Origin of the sequence: uncultured Christiangramia sp. (assembly GCF_913046405.1) — a bacterium.
Lineage (GTDB): Bacteria > Bacteroidota > Bacteroidia > Flavobacteriales > Flavobacteriaceae > Christiangramia > Christiangramia marina.
In genome coordinates this window covers 26800-34974 of record NZ_CAJWRQ010000017.1, presented here as the reverse complement: position 1 = coordinate 34974, position 8175 = coordinate 26800, and the positions used below count along the sequence as shown (strand labels likewise).

5 protein-coding genes are annotated in these 8175 nt (G+C 38.6%); all 5 read left to right on the top strand.

What is annotated here, in order from left to right:
* Positions 1–45 precede the first annotated feature (45 nt).
* The 5 genes from QZ620_RS03985 to QZ620_RS03965 all read left to right on the top strand — a co-directional run bounded on the left by QZ620_RS03985 (position 46) and on the right by QZ620_RS03965 (position 8044).
* On the top strand, positions 46–1827 hold the full coding sequence (locus tag QZ620_RS03985) for a long-chain fatty acid--CoA ligase (protein ID WP_295179319.1): 1782 nt from the start codon (positions 46–48) through the stop codon (positions 1825–1827).
* A gap of 163 nt (positions 1828–1990) precedes the next feature.
* Positions 1991–2446, top strand: coding sequence for a MarR family transcriptional regulator (locus tag QZ620_RS03980; RefSeq protein WP_295179317.1), 456 nt, complete (start codon positions 1991–1993; stop codon positions 2444–2446).
* Positions 2447–2494: 48 nt separating this feature from the next.
* The gene (locus QZ620_RS03975) at positions 2495–4900 is read left to right on the top strand and encodes a 3-hydroxyacyl-CoA dehydrogenase/enoyl-CoA hydratase family protein (RefSeq protein WP_295179315.1); all 2406 of its coding nucleotides are present in this window, start codon (positions 2495–2497) and stop codon (positions 4898–4900) included.
* Positions 4901–4936: 36 nt separating this feature from the next.
* Positions 4937–6124 (top strand): acetyl-CoA C-acyltransferase, encoded by a 1188-nt coding sequence (locus tag QZ620_RS03970; protein WP_295179313.1) that lies wholly within the window; start codon positions 4937–4939, stop codon positions 6122–6124.
* A 111-nt stretch (positions 6125–6235) separates the two neighbouring features.
* Positions 6236–8044 (top strand): acyl-CoA dehydrogenase family protein, encoded by a 1809-nt coding sequence (locus QZ620_RS03965; RefSeq protein WP_295179311.1) that lies wholly within the window; start codon positions 6236–6238, stop codon positions 8042–8044.
* Positions 8045–8175: the final 131 nt, after the last annotated feature.

Sequence of the window (8175 nt, the reverse complement as noted above, 5' to 3'; positions counted from 1 at the left end):
TGAAAATTGCTATTTTGCAAGGTATATCTAAAATCTTTCCTTTTCATGAACGACATTAAACGTCTATTTGACTTTCCTTACTATCAATTAGAAAATCATCCACTGGATGTTGCTTTCGCTACTAAATATGATGGAAAATGGGAAACTGTTTCGACTCAGCAATATATTGATAAGGCGAATGCAATTAGTAGGGGACTTCTTCGACTTGGCGTGAAACCGAATGATAAAATTGCAGTTATCTCCACTAATAATAGAACTGAGTGGAATATAATGGACATTGGAATTCTTCAGATCGGCGCTCAAAATGTGCCAATTTACCCAACAATTTCCGAAGAAGATTATGAATATGTTCTAAATCATAGTGGAGCCACTTACTGCTTTGTTTCAGATGAAGAGATCCTAAATAAGCTAAACAGTATCAAAGCTACAACCAGTTTACTGGAAGTATATAGTTTTGACGAGATCGCTGGCTGTAAGAACTGGAAAGAAATTTTAACATCTGGAGAAGATAAGGCAAACCAGGATGAAGTAGAAAAACTCAAGAAGGCAGTTACAGAAGATGATCTGGCTACCTTAATTTATACTTCCGGAACTACCGGAAGACCAAAAGGTGTCATGTTAAGTCATAAGAACATTGTAAGTGACGTACTAGGAAGTGCACCTCGTGTTCCTTTCGATACCGGAACTTACGTAGGTTTGAGCTTCCTCCCTATTTGCCATATTTTCGAGCGAATGATCCTTTATCTATACCAGTATTATTCGGTATCGGTTTATTTTGCTGAATCTATCGAAAAGATAAGCGATAACCTGAAAGAGGTAAAACCACATGTAATTACTGCCGTTCCAAGATTGCTGGAAAAAGTATATGATAAGATCATTGCTAAAGGAACTGCACTAGGTGGCGTGAAGCAAAAATTATTTTACTGGGCTGTAGAGCTTGGACTTGAATATGAACCTTATGGCCAGAATGGCTGGTGGTACGAAACAAAATTAAAACTTGCCCGTAAACTTATATTTTCAAAGTGGAAAGAAGGTCTGGGTGGTAATATAGATTTAATCGTATCTGGAAGTGCAGCATTGCAACCAAGACTTGCCAGGGTTTTTGCCGCAGCGGAAATTCCGGTGATGGAAGGTTATGGTCTCACAGAGACATCTCCGGTAATCGCAGTGAATGATGAACGTAATGGAGGTTTCAGAATTGGAACTGTTGGAAAAGTTCTGGATAATGTTGAAGTTAAAATTGCTGAAGACGGAGAAATCCTTACTAAAGGGCCTAACGTGATGAAAGGTTACTATAAGGATGAAGAAAAGACCAGAGAAGTAATTAATTCTGAAGGATTTTTCCATACAGGAGATATTGGAGAGATCGATAAAGATGGTTTTCTTAAGATCACAGATCGCAAGAAAGAGATGTTCAAAACATCTGGAGGGAAATATGTTGCTCCGCAGCTTATCGAAAATACCATGAAACAATCAAGATTTATTGAGCAGATCATGGTGGTTGGAGATGGAGAGAAAATGCCGGCGGCTTTGATCCAGCCTAACTTCGAATTCATAACAGAATGGGCACAGAGAAAGAATATCGATCTTGACTCAGGTGATCCTGCAGATATATCTCGTAACAATATGGTGCGTGAACGTATTCAGGAAGAAGTAGATTTCTACAATCAGAAATTCGGGAAATGGGAAAGAGTTAAAACATTTGAATTAACCCCGGAACCATGGACGGTAGAGGACGAGCACCTAACTCCTACTATGAAGCTAAAACGACGTAATATTCGTGACCGATACCAGGATCTTTACGAGAAACTATATGGTAGATTCTAATCTATCATTAAGAATATGCTAATAAAAACTCCCCAACTACCGGGGAGTTTTTTGGTTTTAGGAATTTAAATAGTATTAAAACAACATATTAGTATTTTTAGAGACATTTTATTATGCATGCATAATAATTTTTCCTAACTTTGGAATCAATCCAAAATCCCCCATGAAGGAGAAAACCATAGATTATGTTTTGCGCGCCACCTGGATGGCTGTTTCTAAAATGTATAATGAAGAAGCAGGTAAGGCTGGAAGTACGATGGCTACAGGTTTTGCCTTATTGAGTATCGATCCGGAAGATGGAACGCCATCTACCTCATTGGGTCCAAAAATGGGAATGGAAGCTACCAGCCTTTCGCGAATTTTAAAAACCATGGAAGAAAAAGGTTTAATAGAAAGAAAACGTAATCCACATGATGGACGTAGTGTACTTATTTATTTAACAGACTTCGGGAAAGAAATGCGCGATTATTCTAAGAGAGTGGTATTGAGATTCGATGAGTCGGTAAAGGAAAATGTGAGCGATAAGGATCTTAAAACTTTTATACAGGTGGCCAATACGATCACTGGTCTTATTAGTGAGAAGAAAATATATACTGAAGAAATTAGTGTAAAACAATAATAAACCAGGCCTAATAGGTTTGGTTTTTTGAACCATAAAAATCAAATAATGAAAAGAAGGATTAATAAAGTTGCAGTTATTGGGTCCGGTATAATGGGAAGTGGAATTGCATGTCACTTTGCAAATATTGGAGTAGAAGTACTTCTACTTGATATCGTTCCCCGTGAGCTCAATGAAAAAGAACAGAAAAAAGGTCTTAGTCTTGATGACAAAGTGGTTAGAAACAGGATCGTGAATGATGCTTTAACGGCTTCAGTAAAATCCAAACCATCTCCAATTTATCATAAGGACTTTGTGAACCGTATCACTACTGGTAACCTGGAAGATGATATTTCAAAAGTTTCAGAAGTAGACTGGATCATTGAGGTTGTTGTAGAACGTCTGGACATTAAAAAACAGGTGTTTGAAAACCTTGAAAAGCACAGAAAACCAGGAACTCTTATAACTTCAAATACTTCAGGTATTCCTATCAATTTCATGACCGAGGGGAGATCTGATGATTTTAAAAAGCATTTCTGCGGAACTCACTTCTTTAATCCACCAAGATATTTAAGGTTATTTGAGATCATTCCAGGAAAAGAAACTTCTTCTGAAGTTTTGGACTTCCTGAAAATGTATGGTGAAAAATTTCTTGGGAAAAATGCAGTATTAGCAAAAGATACTCCTGCCTTTATTGGGAACAGAATTGGAATTTTCTCCATAATGAGCTTATTCCACACCGTGAAGGATATGGGAATGACCATTGAAGAAGTTGATAAATTGACTGGTCCCGTTATAGGACGCCAGAAGTCGGCAACCTTTAGAACGGTAGACGTAGTTGGTCTGGATACTTTAGTGCATGTTGCAAACGGACTTCATGAGAATGTTCCAAATGATGAGCAGCATGATCTTTTTGCCCTGCCTAACTTTATCGATACTATGATGGAGAACAAATGGCTTGGAAGTAAAACGGGTCAGGGATTCTATAAAAAAGTAAAAAATAAAGATGGTTCAAGCGAGATCAAATCTCTGGATCTTGATACCATGGAATACAGAGATCGTAAAAGCGCGTCTTTTGCAACTCTTGAAATGACCAAGTCTATCGATAATGTAGCAGATCGTTTCGAAGTATTGATTAAAGGAAAAGATAAAGCCGGTGATTTTTACAGAAAGAATTTCTCAGCACTATTCGCTTATGTGTCGAATCGTATTCCTGAAATTTCAGATGAGTTATACAAGATCGATGATGCCATGAAAGCTGGTTTTGGATGGGAACATGGACCATTCCAAATCTGGGACGCTATTGGTGTTGAAAAAGGTATTGAAATGATGAAAGCTGAAGGTTATGAACCTGCAGCCTGGGTAAGTGAAATGCTCAAAAATGGAAGTAAAAGCTTCTACAGTGTAAAAGATGGTAATACTTACTATTATAATATTGATGACAAGAAGCAAACTAAAGTTCCTGGTCAGGATTCATTCATAATTCTTGATAATATTCGAGAATCTAAAGAAGTATTCAAGAACAGCGGAGTTGTAGTGGAAGATCTTGGTGACGGAATCCTTAATGTTGAATTCAGAAGTAAAATGAATTCTATTGGAGGTGATGTTCTTGATGGAATTAATAAAGCCATAGATATCGCTGAAAAAGATTATCAGGGTCTTGTAGTCGCTAATGATGGAAAGAACTTTTCTGTAGGAGCAAATATTGGAATGATCTTCATGATGGCAGTGGAGCAGGAATATGAAGAACTGAACATGGCGATCAAGTATTTTCAGGATACCATGATGAGAATGCGCTACTCCTCTATTCCAACAGTAGCTGCACCGCACGGAATGACTCTGGGTGGTGGTTGTGAACTTTCACTGCATGCTGATAAAGTTGTTGCTGCAGCAGAAACATATACCGGACTTGTAGAGTTTGGTGTTGGAGTAATACCTGGCGGTGGTGGAACCAAAGAGATGACACTGCGTGCTTCTGATACTTATGAGAAGGATGATGTCGAATTAAACCGACTAAGAGAAAACTTCTTGGCCATTGGAATGGCAAAAGTATCTACTTCAGCATATGAAGCATTCGATCTTAATATTCTTCAGAAAGGAAAAGATATTGTAGTGATCAATCCAGACAGACAATTGGCGATCGCTAAAAAACATGCGTTATTGATGGCAGAAAATGGTTATACCATGCCAATCAAACGTACAGACATCAAGGTGTTAGGTAAGCAGGCACTTGGAGCATTTATGGTTGGAACAGACCAGATGGCTGCAGGTAAATATATTAGTGAGCATGATCACAAAATCGCAAACAAACTGGCATATGTTATGGCCGGTGGAGATCTATCATCCAGCCAGATGGTAAGTGAACAATATTTACTTGATCTTGAAAGAGAAGCATTCCTTTCCTTAACCGGGGAGAGAAAAACGCTGGAACGTCTTCAGCATATGTTGAAAAAAGGAAAACCTTTAAGAAACTAAGCAGAAAGTCAAGTTCTAACAATTAAAAAGTAAAAAATGAAAACAGCATATATAGTTAAAGCATACAGAACAGCAGTTGGGAAAGCTCCCAGAGGTGTTTTTAGATTTAAAAGACCTGATGAACTTGCTGCAGAAACCATCCAGTATATGATGGATAAGTTACCAGATTTTGACAAGACTCGTATCGATGACGTAATGGTTGGTAATGCGATGCCAGAAGCAGAACAGGGATTGAACGTAGGTAGATTAATCTCACTAATGGGATTGAAGATCGAAGATGTTCCAGGTATGACCGTAAACAGGTATTGTGCTTCAGGCCTCGAGACAATTTCCATTGCAACTGCTAAAATCCAGATGGGAATGGCAGACTGTGTGATCGCAGGTGGTGCAGAAAGTATGAGTTACATTCCTATGGGGGGTTACAAGCCAGTTCCAAATTATGAAGTTGCCAAAAATGGCAATGAAGATTATTACTGGGGCATGGGTCTTACTGCGGAAGCGGTAGCGAATAAGTACAATGTATCCAGAGAAGATCAGGATCAGTTCGCTTATGATTCTCACCAGAAAGCGATCAAAGCTCAGCAGGAAGATCGTTTTCAGGATCAGATAGTTCCAATTACCATCGATGAGACTTATGTTGAAGACGGTAAAAAGAAGACAAGGTCTTATACAGTAAATAAGGATGAAGGTCCTAGAAAAGATACTTCAGTAGAAGTTCTCAATAAATTACGACCTGTTTTTGCTGAAGGCGGGAGTGTTACTGCAGGTAACTCATCACAAATGAGTGATGGTGCTGCTTTTGTTATGGTAATGAGCGAAGACATGGTTAAGGAACTGAATCTTGAGCCTATAGCAAGAATGGTAAGCTATTCCGCAGTGGGTGTTGAGCCCAGAATTATGGGTATTGGACCAGTTCATGCAATTCCGAAGGCTCTAAAACAAGCTGGTTTGAAACAGGATGATCTGGAGCTTATTGAACTGAATGAGGCATTTGCTTCACAATCATTGGCTGTGATTCGGGAACTTGGGCTTAATAAAGAAAAACTAAATGTAAATGGCGGTGCGATCTCCATGGGACACCCACTGGGATGTACTGGAGCTAAACTTTCAGTGCAGATATTTGATGAAATGCGGAAGCGCGACCTTAAGAACAAGCATTGTATGGTAACAATGTGTGTTGGAACAGGACAGGGAGCTGCCGGAGTTTTCGAATTTTTAAACTAGACCTGAGATTTTAGATCTTTTAAATGAGACTAAATAAATATAAATAATATAAATTAATTGAGATACTGAGTCTATAATCTTATATCTCAAAACTAATATCTTAATATAAAAATGAGTACAGATACAACTAAAAAAGATCTTCTTCGCGGTGGTCAGTTTCTTGTAAAGGAAACTAAAAGTGAAGACGTTTTCACGCCGGAAGATTTTAATGAGGAACAGAAAATGATGCGTGATTCCGTTCAGGAATTTGTAGAACGCGAGATCTGGCCTCATAAAGAAGAATTCGAAAAGAAAAACTATGCTCTTACTGAAGAGGTAATGCGTAAAGCTGGAGAACTAGGGTTTTTGGGTGTTGCGGTACCTGAAGAGTATGACGGTTTAGGGATGGGCTTCGTTTCTACCATGCTTGTTTGTGACTATATATCTGGTGCCACAGGATCTGTGGCTACTGCTTTCGGAGCACATACAGGAATTGGTACAATGCCAATTACCTTATATGGTAACGAAGAGCAGAAGAAAAAATACGTACCAAAATTAGCTACTGGTGAATGGTTTGGAGCTTACTGTCTTACAGAACCGGGTGCAGGATCTGATGCAAACTCAGGAAAAACAAAAGCTGTCCTTTCTGAAGATGGAAAATATTATAGCATTAGTGGACAGAAAATGTGGATTTCCAATGCTGGTTTTGCAGATGTGTTTATTGTATTTACCAGAATTGAGGATGATAAAAATATTACCGGTTTTATTGTAGAGAACGAAGAAGGTAATGGTATTAGCTTTGGAGAGGAAGAGAAGAAACTGGGAATTCACTCCTCCTCTACCCGCCAGGTTTTCTTTAATGAAACCAAGGTGCCAGTAGAAAATATGCTTTCAGACCGTGGAAATGGTTTTAAGATTGCCATGAACGCGTTAAACGTGGGTCGTATAAAACTTGCTGCAGCTTCTTTAGACGCCCAGCGTCGTGTGACAGATCTTTCTGTTAAATATGCGAATGACAGAGTACAGTTTAATACTCCTATTGCAAAATTCGGAGCTATAAAATCCAAGCTTGCAGAGATGGCTACTTCAGCATATGTTGGAGAAGCAGCGTCTTACCGTGCGGCTAAGAATATCGAAGATCGTATAAATATTAGACTGGAAGAAGGTAGTTCACATGCAGATGCTGAACTTAAAGGAGTTGAGGAATACGCGATTGAATGTTCTATTCTGAAGGTTGCATGTTCTGAAGATGTTCAGAATTGTGCAGATGAAGGTATCCAGGTATTTGGTGGAATGGGATTCTCTGCAGACACTCCAATGGAATCTGCATGGAGAGATGCCAGAATTGCTCGAATTTATGAAGGAACCAACGAGATCAACAGGATGTTATCTGTAGGAATGCTGGTTAAGAAAGCCATGAAAGGACATGTTGACCTACTAGGGCCAGCTACGAAAGTAGCAGATGAGCTTACTGGAATTCCTTCCATGGACAAACCAGATTATTCTGAATTGTTCGCTGAAGAGAAGGAAATGATCGGTAAACTGAAAAAGGTTTTCTTGATGGTTGCAGGTAGTGCCGTTCAGAAATTTGGTCCTCAACTAGAAGAACATCAGCAATTATTATTAGCTGCATCAGATATTCTAATAGAAGTCTATATGGCTGAATCTGGAATTCTTAGAGCAGAGAAAAATGCCAAGAGATTTGGAGTAGATACTCAGAAGGAACAGATCGCCATGGCTAAACTTTATCTCTACCATGCAGTGGATACTGTGAATACTAAGGCAAAGGAGGGAATTGCTTCTTTTGCTGAAGGAGACGAGCAACGTATGATGCTTATGGGTCTTAAGAGATATACCAAGTATACGAACCTGCCTAATATTGTGGCACTTCGAAATACCATCGCAGAGAAATTAACTTCTGAAAACAAATACTGTTTTTAGAAACATTCTTTTAAACTGAGAAAAACCATCCAAAAGGGTGGTTTTTTTATTTTCATACTAATTGTTTCTATAATGTTACAAATTCCTTTAGTTATCGTTAATTGTTTCTAAATATTTAGATATATTGGCTC

What these genes read in the sequence shown, in the direction of transcription:
- QZ620_RS03985 (WP_295179319.1), top strand. Translation starts at nt 46, where the DNA reads ATGAACGACATTAAACGTCTATTTGACTTTCCTTACTATCAATTAGAA.
- QZ620_RS03980 (WP_295179317.1), top strand. Translation starts at nt 1,991, where the DNA reads ATGAAGGAGAAAACCATAGATTATGTTTTGCGCGCCACCTGGATGGCT.
- QZ620_RS03975 (WP_295179315.1), top strand. Translation starts at nt 2,495, where the DNA reads ATGAAAAGAAGGATTAATAAAGTTGCAGTTATTGGGTCCGGTATAATG.
- QZ620_RS03970 (WP_295179313.1), top strand. Translation starts at nt 4,937, where the DNA reads ATGAAAACAGCATATATAGTTAAAGCATACAGAACAGCAGTTGGGAAA.
- QZ620_RS03965 (WP_295179311.1), top strand. Translation starts at nt 6,236, where the DNA reads ATGAGTACAGATACAACTAAAAAAGATCTTCTTCGCGGTGGTCAGTTT.